This is a genomic window from Pirellulales bacterium, from assembly GCA_036490175.1.
GTDB lineage: Bacteria > Planctomycetota > Planctomycetia > Pirellulales > JACPPG01 > JACPPG01.
Map to the genome: position 1 here is coordinate 1 of DASXEJ010000261.1, position 16,010 is coordinate 16,010.

A 16,010-nucleotide genomic window follows, 5' to 3' on the forward strand; every position below is an offset into this window, starting at 1 on the left:
AAGCGCGCTGGTGCCAGCTTCCGGAACGTTCGAGCGGAAGTCGACGCCGAGCCCTGGACCCCGCCGGCTGTCGAGTCCGCTCCGTATGATGCGAAGGCCGAAGACAAGCTCTTCCAGCGTCTCGAAAGGCAAATGCGTGCAAATGGCCACGAAGAAGACGTTCCGGACGCGATCGTGGAAGAATGCGTAACCATGCTTCGAGGGATGCACCGTGATTTGAAAGAAGCGGCTGCCCGCGGGGACTGACTCGACACGGCCGAAGCTCGAGCCGTTCACCCAATGACGATGCTTCCTACCGATTGAACAACAACCTGGATGGGCACACGAGAAGTCGCATTCTGAGCTGGATGTTGCTTGCTTGGCGGCCGGCGATCAATCGAAGCCCTGCCCCTTTACAAACGCCTGCTGGGCACTCATCAGCAGGTATCGATCATTGCGGTAAGAGTCCTCTTCAACGTTGAGCGCAGCATTTGCTGTTTTTAGGATTTCTCGAATCCGCGATAGGCTCGAAATCGCGCCACTCTCGATCGCGACGAGCAGCCGGCGTAGCTCGTCATCCATCAAGCTGACCTTTCGTCGGTCGGCAACTTGTGCGTTGCGGAGCGCATCTTCTGGCAAATTCTCAACGAGGTGGCGAAGCTGCCGGCACGCCTCAGCGCGCGCGGCTTTAGAAGAAGACTCTTGGCTGTCGCTGACAAGCCGCCGCGCATCGATGAATCCAGCGTCCGATAGAACCTTGTTCGGATTTATTGCAAGCAGCAGTCGAATCAAGCAGCTCAGCGGCTTCATGGTGTTTCTCCTGATCGTCGGTTTGAAATTCGTCGAAGAATGGCGACTTCGGCCTGCACATATTCGGACCCCAACGTTTGCTGGAGTCGGCCCCCAGGTTTTGTCACAAGGGACAATACCTGAAATATCTCGAATGGCAGCGGTTCCGTATGGTTCCGATCACGGGTTGCGTCTCGAATCAGACGTGCACACGCTTTGAGAGCGGTAACGCGTGCTACAGGGTGAATCGGTTTTTCAGTTCCGAATCGATCGACGGCTTCGCGCAAAATGCTCTGCACCTGATCGGCATCGGTGATCTTGCGATCGCGGATCGCCGCCAACAAAGCCAACAGTTCGTGGTCGATGGACATTGCCGGCTCCTTTCGCCGTGGCGCGGGATAGTTGTTCCCAAGGCTGCGGCTCATTCAGGTAATCTTCAACGTCGGGCAACGGCCAATCGCACGGTCTTGGTATTCGCGAATGTTTTCGATCACGCGCGGGCCTTGGTCCGGCGGAAGGTCGATCGGTGTTGAGCCGTCCAGGAATTCGATTCGACACCCCTGCGGCCTGACTGTGACAGTGGATGCGTGTCGCAGACAGATCGTTACCGGTCCATCAGCGCTCTCTACTTCCATGCACGCACTGCCGAAAGGTCGAAATGTCGGTACTTCCTCGTCGACATCCAGGCCGGAATAGAACAGGTGCAATCTCAGCCCTGGCGAAACATACGCCGGCACTGATGTTCCTTGACGCTTTTCGCGGGACTCGATGGCCTTCGTTACCACGACGTCATACGCGAACCGGTCGCCAAGCTCCTCGCACCGCCTGACGATCCGCCCCTCCGCGTCGCCGCGCATGGTCCTGAGCAAGACCTTTTCGCCGGGCTCGAGCACGCGCGGCGATTTGTACGCCCGGGCTTCGCGGATTTGCTCGCGTGGCCCGATGGGTTGCGCAGCGGCCGCCGCGGCGAGCGCGGGTCGACGGCTTCGAAGTAATCCAAACAGTCCAACAAACGGCAGGAAGAATGTGCGACGGTCCATAGCGGAGCCTTTCAGCAAGAATAGGGGAAACGAGGAACGGTTAAACGCGAAACGTCATTGGCCGATCGCTGGCCCCGAATCCTCTGGGCGCTGCGCCGCGTCGTCGGCCGATTGCAAAAGCAAGTTGCCTAGCTTGCGCAGCCGTTCGGGATCAAGAAACGCCGGACCATCGGCGTGCACATACAGGGCAGCCCCGCCCTTGGGATGCGGCACAAGGAGCATGTAATTGCCAGCGCCAAAACCAAGGAAGTGGGCGTTCGCCGGAATCGCCTGTCGTTCAACGGTAGCCATCGGTTCGGACCTTTCGAAAAAGAGGATCGTCATCACAAACGAAAAACACGTGGCCGATCGCGGCCAGCCTCACATTGTCATTTCGGTATCGGCCTCCCCTTCCAGCTTGGCCGTCGCATGCCTTCGAAGCAGCAGTCCGATGCCCGGCCGCGAGTCATAATCACCCAGGCGCGCCCGCACGGGGTTGCGGCCATGCCCAGCATGTTGGGCGTGGTGTCGGGACCGTCCGCGTCATCGTCGGCCAGAAAATTGGCGAAACGCAGCAGGTCGGCCTCTACCTGGTCCGGCCGGCCGACGCCATAGAAAATCAGAATCTCGTCATTCCAGCGGCAGAGGCTCGTGTAATACGTCTTCTGCCACCAATTAGGATGCTTACCCTGCAACGCCCCCAGCTCCCAGCGGGCGAGCATTTGAGCCAGCTCGGGATAGTTCGGCTCGGGTTCAGCATCCGCCACGGCGTCAACCGCAGCAGGGGCGACCGCGCCGGTGGTGCCCAGCAACGCCATAGCGCTCAGGGCTTCGCGTCGGGTGATCTTCATGCGGCACCACCTTTCTTCTGGCGGCACAGCATGTCGCCCAGGCACGAAACGACAGACCCCCGGATGCCCCGGTCGATGAGCCATTCAAGAAAGCGGACGAAGCACTGCCGATAATCGTTGCGAGCCGCCTCTTTCTTGGTCGCTCCGGCAATTGCTTTCGTTACCTTCGCCGCCCGCAATTGGTCAACCGTCTCTATGCGGCACGCGGTCAAGATCGTCGTGAGGTAGCCCTTGGCGTTGGCCTGGTACGACGGAGGGAGGGCCGTCTGCACGAACTCTGAGACCAACGGACCGATGGGCAGCTTATCGGTGCCGACCGCAGCGGCGCGCATGCGCGCTTCAATGCATGCGCCGAGTGGCAAAGCCGGCGGCAACGGGCGGTCGGCATCGATCAGCCGCATGGCCGCGTAGTGCTTCTCGAACACGTCGCGACGATGGCCAAGCTGCCGATGGCCAGTCCCCGGGGCGATGCGTTCGACGTGCGTTCCGCTGGCTCGCCGCAGCCAACGGAATGTACCGGGCTTGATACCGGCCGCTTTCACGAGCGCGCGAAACTGGTGGTAGAACCGCTTTTGCAACCCGATGACCTTGCCGAAGATCAGCGGCCTGCCGGGCAACCTAATCGCCTCGACGGCTTCGATCGTGCTGGGCCGCATCCCACAGACGTGCGGCTTGCCAGTCTTGTGCTGCACAAGTTGAATCTTGCCATCTGGATTGATGTCATGGAACTTGAGTAGAAATAGGTCACCCAGTCGCAAGCCCGTGTCGTAAGCCGCGGCAATGATGGCCGCCCAATATCCGCTGCGGCTGACCCGCGTATACCGGAAGCGGCCGGACAGGCAAAAGGTGGCGGCGATGAGCCGGGCGATTTCCTCCTCGCTCCAGGTATCGATGACCTGGCCGGGAACCATGATGCGCTTCAGCCGTCGCGGTGGGGCTGCCACCATCGGCGTGGGGGCTGTCCACGCAGCATTCCAAAGGGCGAGCAATCGGCCGCGGTGGCCTTTCACTGTAGACCGGCTCAATCCACTCTCAATGAGAAACGAAAGGAACCGATTGACTGTCGCATCGTTCAAATGTTCGAGGGCCGATGCCTCGCCAAGAAACCTTGAGAAGCGATTGAGTGTGACACGATATTGGTCACGTGAACTGCGGCCTAAATCCCGCTCGGGGAGGTAATGATCGCGGAGAAATTCTGCGAGCGTCAATTCTGGTGAACTGCTGATAGCCGTGTCACTTTTCATGCGGCACCGCCTTGCGTGAGCACTAGCTGGCGTCGGGATTTCTCGCTGATCGACTTTACGCGCGCAGCTGGGGCTGATACTCCAGGGACGCGGCGCCAGTAGGCATCGTTCCAGGTGGCCACAAGATGATTACGGTGGCCGCGCACGGTCAATTGAGCGGCACCGCTGTTGAGCAGGTTGCTAATCCAGCGATTGAGCGATGCGGCAGTCAGGTCGGCGACTGTCGCGGGATACCCAAGGAATTCGCCGTAGAGTTCCATCGATCGCCGTGTGGCCGCCACGTGCTTTCGGCAGAACACGTCGCGCCTCAGCCGATCAGAGACCAGATCGACCAGCAACGGCGATCCGCCGCATGCCGCCGCTTGCGCGGCATGATCATCAGCGCCGGTCGGATCCTCGACAAGCGCCGGAGGCAATGGGAACTGGCTCGGCAGCATGCGCTGGTCGAGGTAGTGCTTCTCGAAGACGTCGGCCCCGTTGCCAAGGTGCTTGTGACCATCGCCAGGCGAGGCCGCCTCGACGAGTGTGCCGCTGGTGCGGCGAATCCACCGCGATGTGCCTTTCAGGCCAGCGGCCTCGGCGAGCCGCTTGAAATGCTCAAAGAATGCCTGACGGCAAATGACGCCGCCAAAGACGCGTTCGCGTTGCGGATGCTCGATGGCGGCCACGGCCGTACTGGCAGCGGCGGACGCTTGCTTGACCAAGGGTTTCTGGGTCTTGCCCTGCGTGACGACGAACTTCCCGGCCCGTAGATCGGCAAAGGTGACTCGCATCATATCGCCCAGGCGAAGGCCCGTGTCGTATGAGACGAGCAGGTAGGCCCGCCAGTAGTCGCAGCGTGAGACGCGCGAGCAGCGAAAGACGCCTTGCAGCGTGTCAGCCTGGGCCAGCAGCGCTTGCATCTGCTCGCGCGTCCAGGCCTCGGGCGCGACGTCGGGACGCTTGATGGGCCGCACGCGGAGCGGCAATTCCTCGACCAGCGGCGGATCCTCGCGATAGGCCGCATTCCAAAGCGCCACGAGCCGCTGCCGGTGACCGCGGACGGACCATTGGCCGTGCCGTCCGTCGCTTTCAAGAACAGCCAGCCAGCGGTTCACGAGCTTGGCCCGCAGGTCGCCGACTGTCGCCGGCCGGCCGAGAAACTTGCCATAGCTCTCGATCGCCTTAGCCATCGCAACGGCGCTCTGCCGCGACATTGGACGCATCAGCAGGTAGTCGGGCAGATACTCGGCCATGCCAATGCCGGAAGGCTCAGGGATTTCAAATGGCCCCAGGGCGAGCGTCGAGCCACCGGCAACGGGCCGGCGCGAGTCTTGGGGCGGCTCGGGCAGCGGTTGCGGTGGCAACGAGTGAAGCTCGAGCAACAGTTCGAACACGGCCCGGCGGATCCTGGCGCTCGGTTTGCCGCCGTAGATCAGGTTGGCCAGCGACTGGTAGGCGATGCCGATCCGATCGGCGAGAGCGCGGCGGCTGATGCCTTTTGCCTTGAGGTGCAACTCGATTTGCCGCAGTGTGGCCAATCCGCCTGCCTGGTTGCTGATCGCCAGGCCGCCGGGCACTTCGATCAGCGGAAACGGTTGGCCATTAGAGGCTCGCTCCGCGTTGCGCTTTGGCGCTCTGCCGAACTGCTGGAACTTGTACCCGTCGTTGGTGGGCACGCGGCCGAGCCAGAGCGGAGCGTCGCCAACACGCATGTGCTCGACCGGCGCATGGCGCGGGCAACTGCACGTCGGGCAACGGCCCTGGATGTACCGGCGGCGGCCGTTCTCGTGAACGCTACGGGGATGAACATGCCATTCGGTGGGCAACGTCGTCATGCGGCACCTCCCTCGGCGCTGAGCAGCCGCGGCGGCATCGGCTTGTGCTGCTGGATCTGCCGCGGGTCGACGTAGTGCCGCATCGCCAGGCCGGCCTTGGGCGGGCGTGGCCGCTTGTTCGCCGGGCTGCGCGGCGGCAAGGGGTTGGCCAGCAATTCCACCAGCCGCCAACAGAACTCGTCAGTCAGGCGGTGAGTGCCACATAGCACGCTGTTCAGATACGAGTGGACGATCGCCAGCCATTGCGCCAGTTCGGCCCGCTTGATGCCAAGGCCCTTGGCGTATTCCACAAAGCGGCCCACGTCGGCTTGCGTGGCCTGGCCGCTGGCGAACAGGTCCCTGAACTCCACCTGGCGATCGAGCGATTCGGCCGCCACGGCCGGGGTCGACAGCGGCGCCGCGAGCAACTGACGCAACCGACCGAGGAACGGAATGTTGATCGGCTTGCCACTCAACATGACCGTGGTCAGATGGTGCGATGTCACGCCCATTCGCGTGGCCACCTCGCGCCGGTCGATGCCGTGGGCCGCGAAGTAGCAAACGATCGGCCAGAGGTGTTCGCCTGGAACCTCGTTTTCGTCGAGGCGGCTCACGAGCTGCCCGGTTAGATCATCGTGGTTTGCAGCAGTTCGGCGGTCGCCGTCGGAATCCGACACGAGCAAAGAGGTTTCGGGAAGTGGCACGGGATCGCACCTTTCTGGCGCGCCGGCAAAAAAGACGAGGAGCCGCTACGATCGCTCGCAAACGACTCCCCGCTAGACCGACGCGCATAAAAAGACCGTAGGCCTCGCTACTCCCTCCTAGGCGGTTCAAGAACCACCCGGCGGCCCTTGCTACCATCCTTCGATGGTCGCAGCTTGGGTTCCGCGCAGAAGCAGCGAGGCCTACGGCCTGTTTCATGAAAAACATCGGTCTATCTCTTGAATGCCCCGAAGGGCTTTAGGGACACGCATATTCCCCGCTCGCGTCGATGGTGTCAACGCGCGGGGCAAAATAAAACCGTCGCACCGCTGATCAACGGCAGAAGGGCCCGGCACAACCGCCAAAAGCTGCCATGCAATGGCCACTGCCTCGGCCGCCAGGGGTCGCCGCAGGAGTTCGTGAGCGGTTTGCATGGTCCGTCTCGATGCGCGCGCAGCTTCGCCCAAGCAAGGAAAAAGGAATGGCCCGCAGGCGGCCCCCGCGAACCTCGCGTTTTTGCGGGCTTTTTTGATGGTGGATGTGCGGCCGAGCGGCCGAAAAAAGTTCCGGAAATATTTTTCGAGCCCGAGAAACGGCCGGTGCCCGCGCTGGCAAATCGCCTCGCGACGATCGATGCCGCAGGGCGCCGGATGCCGAAAGCCGCCGATTCGGTAGAAAGCCGGTACGGAAACTTGCATTTGGAACTGCCGGAGAGAGAATGGCTGCCTGGTCGGCTAGCAGGACGTGCGCTCGTAAGCCATGAAGGCCTCCTGTTTCCTCATTCTCTCGAAGGGATGGTGGATGATGCTGGCTGCCTTCGCTCGATCGATTGCGCTTCTCGCCTGCCTCGGTGCCCTCTCCGCCGCTTCGTTTCGACCGTCGGGGCCTGCTAAAGCCTCGGCGGCCGCTCCCGTCACGCGACCTTGCTGTGAAGCGTTGCTCGCGGAGGCTCGCTGCACCGGATCGTCGAGCTGTACGGCGTGCAAGAATTGCCGCTACTGCGCTCACTGCTCAAACGGCGGGACGTGCGGAGTATGTTCGGGGCGGCAGCCCACGGAAAAGACTGAGCGCACGCTCGCGGCTCTGCGGCCGAACGCGGCGGATTGAGTAGCGGCGAACGCGTTCCGCGGGCGTGCCGGCTGCACGAAGAAGGCCGCAGGTGTGTCCCTGGATTCACCCGCCACAAGCGGTCGAATGGCCTGCGGCCCTCATCCGGAAGCCGAGCGAGGCTAGTGTCGCATGCCGGCGGCCGCCGGAAGCGCCTTAAAGTCGTGTGCAGGGCCAGCCGGGCATGCCTGGAGCTTTGACGAGCTGTTTGACGCTGTTTTGCACGCTAAAACCGAATAAACGGCTGTCCTCGTCGCGCAAGTGCTGGCGCCGTCGAGTTTTACGATTGACATTGGCCCACCGCTATACTATTGTTGCGTTGGTGACCCTCACACCCACGCCTTCGCACTCCATCGAAAGCCCATTCACGATGGCGGAAAATCCTTGTGACGACGCCGAACTCCAGCGCGCATATCAGTTAGCACAGCAATACAAGCCGCTTTATACTCCGACTGGTATTCTTCGCCAGCCAGAGCCAGCGGCCAAGACTGTTTGGACGGTTGGCCTGTCAAATCGCACCCAACCCCTGAGCAGCACCAATGGCAAACTGGAGTCAGCTTCTTAAGGAGATTGATTCGGCCGGCACGACGCACGACGCGATCCGGCGGAAGTACCTGAAGCGGCTCTCAAAAGCGACTGGCCGGAACGTCATCGCGTATTATTCCGGCTGGCTTCAAAAGGGCTTTCTGGCCCAGAGCGGCGTCCCCTTCGATATTAACGACGCCGACAAAAGCGGTTTCATGACCGCTATTCACAAGCTCGACCGCAGCAAGGGTCTCGACCTGATCCTTCACACTCCCGGCGGCGTGACCTCCGCTACAGAGTCCATTGTGGACTACCTGCGCCAGATGTTTCCGAACAACATTCGCGCTATCGTGCCTCAGCTCGCATTGTCCGCTGGAACGATGATGGCGCTCGCGTGCAACGAGATCGCGATGGGTGCTCATTCAAGCCTGGGGCCGATCGATCCGCAGCTAGGCGGAATCGCCGCCCACGGGGTCGTGGAAGAGGCGGAAAAAGCCAAGTCCGAAATCCTTACGAACCAACAAGCGGCAGCGTATTGGCAGTTTGTCTTGCAAAAGTACCGACCGGCATTCATCGGCGATTGCCAAAAAGCGATTACCTGGGCCAACAAAATGGTAAAGGATTGGCTGGTAAGCGGAATGTTTTCAGGCGATGCCGATGCCACAGCGAAGGCCGATGCAGTAGTCGCCGAACTGGCGGACCATTCCCTAACGTTGTCGCACGATCGCCACATTTCGCTCCAGCGAGCGAAGGACATGGGGCTTAAGGTTATTGCCCTGGAGTCGGATGATAACCTCCAAGACGCCGTCCTGACGGTGCATCACGCGATGATTCACACCCTCGCCGCTACAACCGCGATCAAAATAATCGAGAACCACCTTGGCCATAGGTTCGTCACCACCGCCAACGCGCAGCTGCTAGTATCTCACCAATCGTAGCGGCGCCGGCCTGCACACGATCTTAAGGCACTTCCCGAACGGGGGAATTATCCTAGCGAGTTACGGCTCGCGCTCGACCGACGGAAGCACCGACCGAACAACTTCTGCCTCTGGAAACAGCCCTCGACACTCATCGATATTCGGGGCAATCGGTGACCAGAAGTAGACGGCTACCCCTTTCTCGCCAAGCAGCCAGAGGCCGCCTGGAGCCGTTGTCGGTGCGTCATATTTGCGCGTCGGCCGTTCGACCATAGCAGCCGGCCCTAAAAAATGGATTCCCTCCGACGCGGTTATCGCCCGTTGCCGCTGCCTGATCCACTCCAGGGAATAGCCCACCCAGGCCAGCGGCGCGGACGCCACCGCGATCAAGACGAACAGCGTCCGAAGCCTAAAGGCGAACCAGCGGCGGCGGGGTTTCTCGGGCATATGGGGCAGTATAGCCGCAGCCAAAGCGGTTTGCTCGCGACGATCAAGACCCCGCGCCAGCCCTTCTGTGCTCCCGCCGATAATCCCGCGGTGGCTCCGGCTACTTGTCAGCCCACAAGCCGCGTCCGGCCGCCCTGGCTTCCCGTTCGGCTTGTTCGAAGGCCCCAGCCGCTAGGCGCTCGCGACCGGTCTTACGGATTCCGGTCGGTGCTTGACAGCGACCAAGCCAGCGCCACGACGTATCCTATGAGGGTCCAGCCGAGAAGCGCATTCACGACGGCGATCGGCATTCCGTTCGGATGGCCCCTGCCGGCCGCGATAATCGCCGGTAGGAAATACGCGCCGAAGGCCAGAGCGAACGCTAGCGCGAGCCCGAACATGCCAACCAGGAGCTGCCAATAGGTCAGCGCGATGATTCCAAAACCGATGGCGACCACGATCGCGGCCGGTACGGCGTAGTCGCGTTTTTGCTTCGGGCGGGCATCCGGCCTTGGCGGTCTGGCCTGAACCGCCGCTTTGATTTCACGCAACGTCATCGATGTTCGCGGGGCCGGTGTCACTTCGTGGCAGTGCGGACATGAAATCATCGCTCCGGCAAGCGCGGCCGCCACTTCGCCGGGCCAACCGCAATGAGTGCAAACAAAGCGAATCGCATCAGTCACAGTGCAACGCCTCAATAACGGGCCTATTGCAGCGGCGGCCGACAAATCGAACAGGGCTCATATCGCTGCTTGGCGTCGCTCAGCTTCATCTGGATGTTCGACGATCGAAGATACCGGCAGCCATCGACGTGGTGTTTGGTGCCAGTGCGCGTGACGTACACAGTGATGTCGGTCGTCGGCCTGCCGGCGGTCGGCACCGCGGGCTCGACGGTAGCTGGCGCCGTCTGCTGCGGTGGTTTTGGTTCTAAAACCGTAGCCGGCGGTCCCCTTGCGGTGGGCACGTCCGGAGCCCAGAGGCCGCGGCCCTGCTCTCGGGCCTCCCGCTCGTAGCCGAGGAATTCGTCCATGCGTTCGAACGGGTACTTCACGTAGGCATGGCCATAGCCTTCCTTGACCAGTTCGGCATTGAAGTCGAGGTTGTCTCGGACCCGGAATACGTAGGCGAGCAGCCGCCCGTAATGATCCCTGTGCCCAGTCGCTGCGCTGTTTTGATCGCTGACCAGGCGGATTCGCTCGCCGTCGAGGCTGGCGTGAGTGAACCGCGATGCTTCCTGGCCGAAATATTGGACCGGCTTTCGAGGGTCGACGGTTTCTGGCGTGTCGACCCCAACCAACCGAACCCGTTCACCGTTCTCAAGTTCAATGGTATCTCCATCGACGGCCCTCTTTACGACCGATTCAAACGGTCGATAGATTCGTTGACCGCCTGGCGCCGCGGCGACTTCCGCCGTCGTGGGCCCTATCGGATCGACGCTTGTAACGAGATCCTTTGGGTATCGAATCTCGCCGCCGGTTACGCCCATTACCAGCCACGAATCACCATCGTCTTCGTATCGAACGATTGGGTGGCTCAGGCCGCCCTTCAGCCAAAGCTTGAAATGAGCCGGCAGCGTTGGCAGTGATGGACGTAAAGTGCGGTGCGGAGTAATGATCGCGAGAGATTGCTGATCGTCGATCGCGGCCGGCGGATCAGTTCGATACGACGTGCGGGCAGAGGTGCGGGCTGTTTGCCGGTAATCGACGACAAGCGGTGTCTCGGGGGCCGACGCGGGACTGACATACGTCGTGCCACCCGAGCCGGGAGCGCTTCGCGTATGGGCGCGAACGTAGGTTCCGTCCTTGCGCGTGTATGCCCGGACATGCACGGTGCCCGAGCTGCGATACGAGCTGCGACCACTATGGACACCGCCGCCACGCGCGATGGCGATCGACGGAATCAAGGCCGCGATGCAGGTCAGTGCACACGCCAGGAAACGGAGCATAGGCCACCTTACGGGTGAACGGCGGCAGCGATCACAATGCCCAGAGCGATGATGATGGCGGCTAGGATGATGCCCATCGGAACATTGCCTTGCTTGATTAGTTCCCACTCGTCAACTTTGCGCGTTGAGAGTGTGAACATTTTCAGGGCGATGATGATGCCGAATCCCATGCCAACGGATCCGACAATCGCCCAGCCGAACGTGATGGCATAGGCCTTGAAGATTTCGTCCATGAGCTTCGCTCTTTGATGACCGTCAGTGAGGCGGGTTCAAGGTATAGGGGCGGCCTGCTGCGAGCAAGACAATTATCCGCACTGCGGTGCTGTTACCGGGTCAGAGCGGCCGAGCGCGACAGCGGCTAACAACTCAGCAGTCCTTTGCCTGTGCGGACATGCAGGCATGTGACCAGGCTTCGGCCGCCGTTGATCCCGTGACTCGTATCTCGTCGGCTCCCCGGTGGCAGTAGACGACCCACGTCCGGCCTGTCGCAGTCCTGAACGCCACGTCGCCGATGCTCCATCCTTTGGCGTGGAGCGTGGCCATCGATTCATCGACGGTCATTGCGGATTTCATCATCGGGGGCCGGCTGCTGATTGCTTTGCCCCAGGGCGCGACTGGGCTGCATAAAGTCCTGCTGTGCCGGCCGGCCAAGTATGGGCTTTTTCTGCGCGTAAAATCTTACGCCGCCGTCAGACGGTACCATGCCGGTTCCGGCTGGTCAAAATGTGACGACCTGGAGGCCGACAGCATGGACGCCAACGATCTGACGACCGAGCAGGCTGCCAGGATCCGCGAGGCCCTCGTGCCGGCGATGGGGTACCTCGGCCGGCTGCGTGAGCGGATGGACAAGACGGGGTTCACGCCGGACGACAAGCTGCGCGGGCTGACGTCGTCCGCCTACGAAGCCATGCATCATCTGTGCGTCGAGCTGCATTACCTGTCGTGCAGCGGCGGCGTTGGGCGACGGCGCCGACATTGAGGACTGCGCGTCGTGCGCTACTGATTTAAGTTGAAGAACAATCGCGGGTCAGTAGACGGCGAAAGAACAAATGGCTCGGCTGGATTGCCAAGCACCCGCGCTAGATCCTCTGGCCGATATTCCCCGGTTTGAGCGAAGTGCTCATGCATATCAAGGACCCACTGCGGCGTCTGGGTGCGTCGAGCAAGGCCTTCGAGCATCATGGAATCATTCACTGCGAGTCCCTCCGTGCAACGGGGCGCTGGCTATACGGGCGATGACTTATCGCCTCATCGAGCCCCTTGTGGCTGACCCACCGAAAGTTCCGATCAGCAGATACTACGGCCACCTCGATCGGGCCGCCGCAGACCTGAGAGAGCCAAGAGAACTTCATGGCCTTAATTGTAACGAAGATCGTCGAGTACACCCAGTCGACCGCTTCTCGCAACGGCAAAGCTCCCGGCGCCCCGAGCATTTGCGGCTGGACTATCGCGAACAGTTCTTCGGGAGTCCCAGACCATTTTTTTGAATCGATAATAGCCTGAAAGAGCTTGCCGTCGATTCCGAAAATCAGTCGTTGCATTGAGTTCGGGCAACCCCAAAACGCGTACTCGCCGAACGATATTTCCCTCATCTGGATCGCATCAAGATGAGGGCCGTAGATCATTTCAAATGCTTTGGGGGTTCTGTCCGACAGGACATACCCTCCGATGCAAAAACCGCCGCTGACTTGCTGGAGTCGGACGAGTTCCCTCTCTTCCGCTTCTGACCTGGGATTTATTCGGCTCAAATCCCGGAATCTGGCGATCGCAGGGGCGAAGAGACCGGTGTATGCCGGCCAAAACGCGTCGCACCATCTGTCGGCCACATCCTTAACGCTAGCCGCCGCCTTTGCACCCAGGCTGTCGGATAACTCCGCGATCATTTTTCGATAGCTGGTTGTCCCAAGTCCACCAACGCCCCACATCGTAATCCCGAGCGTGCTGCCTTGGCCAATTTCAAACACCTTTTGTTCGTGGTGGAAGTAATGGTCGGGCATGCCCTGCTGTTGCCAAGTCGACGTACTATCGGCTCCCAACACGACGCCTTCGGAACTGACGTAACACGCCGCAATCGTCATGGGCTACCTCTGTCGACTTCGATGCAGGTAAGGCCGAAGCTATGCACTAGGTCGCGCCCGGTATGTACCAAGCGCCTCAGCCTCCAATTGGCCCGCAACAGACACCGGGTGTCACTGACACCTGATCCCACCTGTAACAGCCCGTTTTTACTCCCTCTGGGCTAAGAAGGCAAATCCGCAGGAAAGCCCGGAAAAACAGGCCTGGAACGCGGCTTTAGCTCACCGCGTCGGCGGCCAAGCGAAGTTTTAGAAGTCCGCTGCTCTATCCGATTGAGCTACGGGCGCGTTGAAGTGAGTGCCGAGGCGGTCGGCTCGGCAGACGTAGTATAGCGAGAGTCGGTTTGGCGCGCGATGCCCCCTGCGATGGGTTTTGCGAGGATGCGGCATGCGAATGGGGCCGAAGCGGACATTCACCCGTCGGCATATTCGCTCGGAACGGCCTGGCTGGGCAATGTTTCGCGCCTAGCGGCTGAATCGGACGGGGCGGCGTTGGCCAGGCAGGTGAGGGCGATGCGAATCTGGTCGTACGAAACGCTGCCGCCGAGTTTTTCGAAGACCGGCTTGAGACGTTCTAAGCCTGTTTCTTCCGCGGCTTGGCGGATGCGATCGAAGAGTGCCTCGCCGACCCAGGGAGCCGGATCGCAGACGCAGTGCTGCTGCAAGTATTCGGACAAGTATTGCACGGTCGTCGACTGGGCCCGGCCAATGCTGCGAGCGACGTCTTCCAGCGATTGCCCTTGGCTGAACAGCTCGAACGCCTGCCGCTTGATCGCATTGGGCGGGCGGGACCCAGCGGCCGGTCGCGCGCGAGCCGGCCGGGGCGCGTCCACGTCGGTGGCCAATTCGTGGCGCTGGCAGTAGTCGACGATGGCCGGCAGGAACTCGGCGGCATACTGCTCGCACTTGGTCGCGCCGACGCCTTGCACGGCCAGCAGGCCCTCGCGCGTGCTGGGCCGGCGCCGGGCCATGTCGCGCAGCGTGACATCGGAAAAAATGATGAAGGGCGGCAGCCCGCTCTCATCGGCCTTCTGACGGCGCAAGGTCCGCAGCGCTTCGAACAGGCCGCGGTCGACGCCTTCCCAAGCATCGACTTCCACCTGCGCGGCTCGCCGTGGCTGGGCCGAAGGCTTTAAGAGCTGCGGAGTGATCTCGCCGCGGAGCAATTGCCGGCCGCTGGGCGTGACGTGCAGCACGTCGAATTCGCCTTTGCCCAGGAACTGCTGCTCGGTCAATTGCTCGATCCAGGCGCGGACATTCTGGCGGCTGTGCTCGGCCAGGATGCCGTGCGTGCTGAGCTGATCGTGCCCTTCGCCGACGATGCGCTGCTCGCGCGAGCCGACCAGCACTTGCGAGACATAAGCCGCTCCGAACCGTTCCTTCACGCGTAGCACACAGGAGAGAATCTTCTGTGCAATCACCAGCGAGTCGGCGACGAATTCCAGTTCGTTGAGGCAGACATCGCAGGCGTCGCATTTGCCTGGGTCCAGTTCCTGGCCAAAATAATCCAGGATCGCCCGATGCCGGCAGTGGATGGTGGCGCAGAACTTTTCGATTCCGGCCAGCAGCTCATTGCTGGCTTGCACGGCCTGCGGATTGGAGTCCTGTTGCAGTCGCCGCCAGGTGACGAAATCGGCGGCCGTATAAAACAAGTTGCATTCGGCCTCGAGCCCGTCACGACCGGCGCGGCCGCTTTCCTGCTGATAGCTCTCGAGCGACTTGGGAGCCCCGGCGTGAATCACGTAGCGCACGTCGGACTTGTCGATGCCCATGCCAAAAGCCACGGTGGCCACGATGATTCGGGCCTGATCGTTGATGAACGCGTCTTGATTGCGGCGGCGGTCTTCGTCGGCCATGCCGGCGTGATAAGGGAGAGCCCGGTGGCCCAGGTCGCACAGCGCGGCACACAGCGAATCGACGTCGGCGCGGCGGATGCAATAGATAATGCCCGACTCGTCGCGATGCCGCTCGATGACCTCGCCGACCTGCCGCAGCAGCTCGTCGCGGCGAAAGACGCGATACACCAGGTTCGGGCGGTCGAACGAGCCGACCAGCACGTGCGGATCGGCCAGTCGCAATTGCGAGACAATATCATCGCGCACGCGGGGCGTCGCGGTGGCCGTATATGAGTGGATGCCGATCCCGCCGAACGCTTCTTTGAGCACGCTGAGCGAGCGGTATTCGGGCCTAAAGTCATGCCCCCACTGGCTGATGCAGTGCGCCTCGTCCACGGCCACGAACGAAAGCTTCACGCCCTTCAGGAATTCAAACGTCGGCCCGCTCATCAGCCGCTCGGGCGCCAAATACAGCAGCTTGAGCCGGCCCTGGCGCACGTCGTCGGCCACTTGCCGCCGCTCGGCAGGCGAAAGCGTGCTGTTGACGCAAGCGGCCGGCACGCCGCAAGCCTTGAGTGCGTCGACCTGGTCCTTCATCAGCGAGATCAGCGGCGAGATCACCAGGGCCAGCCCGCTCATGTGCATAGCCGGAGCCTGGAAGCAGAGCGACTTGCCGCCGCCGGTGGGCAGCACGACCAGGGAATCGCGGCCATCGAGCACGGCCTGCATCGCCTCGGCCTGCAACGGCCGAAACTCGTCGTAGCCCCAATATTGGCGAATGATCGACCGAATCTGTTCCA

Annotated in this window: 18 protein-coding genes; 2 read left to right on the forward strand and 16 right to left on the reverse strand. The window is 61.6% G+C overall.

Translation table 11 applies throughout. From position 1 onward, the window contains the following. From VGG64_19440 to VGG64_19480, 9 genes are all read right to left on the reverse strand, one after another. Positions 1–276 (reverse strand): hypothetical protein (locus tag VGG64_19440; GenBank protein ID HEY1601784.1); only part of this gene is annotated, 276 nt, incomplete at its 3' end. A 96-nt stretch (positions 277–372) separates the two neighbouring features. Beyond that, the gene (locus VGG64_19445; GenBank protein ID HEY1601785.1) at positions 373–771 is read right to left on the reverse strand and encodes a hypothetical protein; all 399 of its coding nucleotides are present in this window, start codon (positions 769–771) and stop codon (positions 373–375) included. A gap of 14 nt (positions 772–785) precedes the next feature. Continuing rightward, complete coding sequence (locus tag VGG64_19450) at positions 786–1,139, reverse strand: hypothetical protein (GenBank protein HEY1601786.1); 354 nt, start codon at positions 1,137–1,139, stop codon at positions 786–788. A 54-nt stretch (positions 1,140–1,193) separates the two neighbouring features. After that, positions 1,194–1,808: a hypothetical protein gene (locus VGG64_19455; protein HEY1601787.1), complete on the reverse strand. Its 615-nt coding sequence runs from the start codon at positions 1,806–1,808 to the stop codon at positions 1,194–1,196. A gap of 54 nt (positions 1,809–1,862) precedes the next feature. Further along, positions 1,863–2,099 (reverse strand): hypothetical protein, encoded by a 237-nt coding sequence (locus VGG64_19460; protein HEY1601788.1) that lies wholly within the window; start codon positions 2,097–2,099, stop codon positions 1,863–1,865. Between the two features lie 77 nt (positions 2,100–2,176). Further along, on the reverse strand, positions 2,177–2,638 hold the full coding sequence (locus tag VGG64_19465; GenBank protein ID HEY1601789.1) for a hypothetical protein: 462 nt from the start codon (positions 2,636–2,638) through the stop codon (positions 2,177–2,179). Then, complete coding sequence (locus tag VGG64_19470) at positions 2,635–3,882, reverse strand: site-specific integrase (protein ID HEY1601790.1); 1,248 nt, start codon at positions 3,880–3,882, stop codon at positions 2,635–2,637. The genes VGG64_19465 and VGG64_19470 overlap by 4 nt, the downstream gene beginning before the upstream one ends. Then, complete coding sequence (locus tag VGG64_19475; protein ID HEY1601791.1) at positions 3,879–5,699, reverse strand: hypothetical protein; 1,821 nt, start codon at positions 5,697–5,699, stop codon at positions 3,879–3,881. Before VGG64_19475 ends, VGG64_19470 begins: the two co-directional genes overlap by 4 nt. Beyond that, positions 5,696–6,382, reverse strand: coding sequence for a hypothetical protein (locus tag VGG64_19480; GenBank protein ID HEY1601792.1), 687 nt, complete (start codon positions 6,380–6,382; stop codon positions 5,696–5,698). The genes VGG64_19475 and VGG64_19480 overlap by 4 nt, the downstream gene beginning before the upstream one ends. A 1,644-nt stretch (positions 6,383–8,026) precedes the next feature. On the opposite strand from VGG64_19480, the gene VGG64_19485 reads away from it, so the two are divergent. After that, a complete protein-coding gene (locus VGG64_19485) occupies positions 8,027–8,950 on the forward strand; it encodes a hypothetical protein (GenBank protein ID HEY1601793.1) in 924 nt (307 codons plus the stop codon). A 60-nt stretch (positions 8,951–9,010) separates the two neighbouring features. Here VGG64_19485 and VGG64_19490 read toward each other — a convergent pair whose 3' ends face one another. From VGG64_19490 to VGG64_19505, 4 genes are all read right to left on the reverse strand, one after another. Next, positions 9,011–9,376 carry a hypothetical protein gene (locus tag VGG64_19490; protein ID HEY1601794.1) on the reverse strand — a complete coding sequence of 122 codons (366 nt, stop codon included), beginning with the start codon at positions 9,374–9,376 and terminating at the stop codon, positions 9,011–9,013. A 191-nt stretch (positions 9,377–9,567) separates the two neighbouring features. Then, positions 9,568–9,987, reverse strand: coding sequence for a superinfection immunity protein (locus VGG64_19495; protein HEY1601795.1), 420 nt, complete (start codon positions 9,985–9,987; stop codon positions 9,568–9,570). 74 nt (positions 9,988–10,061) lie between these two features. Beyond that, positions 10,062–11,300, reverse strand: coding sequence for a thermonuclease family protein (locus tag VGG64_19500; GenBank protein ID HEY1601796.1), 1,239 nt, complete (start codon positions 11,298–11,300; stop codon positions 10,062–10,064). An 8-nt stretch (positions 11,301–11,308) separates the two neighbouring features. Then, positions 11,309–11,533: a DUF350 domain-containing protein gene (locus tag VGG64_19505; GenBank protein ID HEY1601797.1), complete on the reverse strand. Its 225-nt coding sequence runs from the start codon at positions 11,531–11,533 to the stop codon at positions 11,309–11,311. A 302-nt stretch (positions 11,534–11,835) separates the two neighbouring features. Here VGG64_19505 and VGG64_19510 point away from each other — a divergent pair, with 302 nt between their 5' ends. Beyond that, the gene (locus VGG64_19510) at positions 11,836–12,279 is read left to right on the forward strand and encodes a hypothetical protein (protein ID HEY1601798.1); all 444 of its coding nucleotides are present in this window, start codon (positions 11,836–11,838) and stop codon (positions 12,277–12,279) included. 17 nt (positions 12,280–12,296) lie between these two features. On the opposite strand, the gene VGG64_19515 is transcribed toward VGG64_19510, so the two are convergent. The 3 genes from VGG64_19515 to recQ all read right to left on the reverse strand — a co-directional run. Then, positions 12,297–12,494, reverse strand: a complete 198-nt coding sequence (locus VGG64_19515) for a hypothetical protein (GenBank protein HEY1601799.1) — start codon at positions 12,492–12,494, stop codon at positions 12,297–12,299. Next, positions 12,491–13,378, reverse strand: coding sequence for a hypothetical protein (locus VGG64_19520; GenBank protein HEY1601800.1), 888 nt, complete (start codon positions 13,376–13,378; stop codon positions 12,491–12,493). Before VGG64_19520 ends, VGG64_19515 begins: the two co-directional genes overlap by 4 nt. A gap of 410 nt (positions 13,379–13,788) precedes the next feature. After that, the coding region (gene recQ, locus VGG64_19525; protein HEY1601801.1) for a DNA helicase RecQ at positions 13,789–16,010 on the reverse strand (2,222 nt) is incomplete at its 5' end.